The sequence below is a fragment of the Neisseria sp. P0006.S004 genome, from assembly GCF_051963015.1.
Taxonomy (GTDB): Bacteria; Pseudomonadota; Gammaproteobacteria; order Burkholderiales; family Neisseriaceae; genus Neisseria.
Genome location: NZ_JBQCUS010000043.1, coordinates 1 through 242, shown reverse-complemented (window position 1 = coordinate 242; position 242 = coordinate 1). Strand labels below are relative to the sequence as shown.

The window sequence follows — 242 nt, the reverse complement described above, 5'->3', positions numbered from 1 at the left end:
GCGTCACCTTCCAAAGCTTTCAGTGCAGAACCTTGTACGATTGGGCAGTCGTCGCCTGGGAAGTCGTAGCTTGACAATAAGTCACGGATTTCCATTTCAACCAGTTCCAACAGCTCGGCATCGTCAACCATGTCGCATTTGTTCATGAATACGATGATGTAAGGCACACCTACTTGGCGAGCCAACAGAATGTGTTCACGAGTTTGTGGCATAGGACCGTCAGCTGCGGAACATACCAAGAT

General features: G+C 49.2%; 1 protein-coding gene. It reads right to left on the bottom strand.

The window, feature by feature from the left end; genetic code table 11:
- On the bottom strand, positions 1-242 hold a 242-nt coding region (locus tag ACTHR2_RS10595), incomplete at both ends, for a GTP-binding protein (RefSeq protein WP_440375712.1).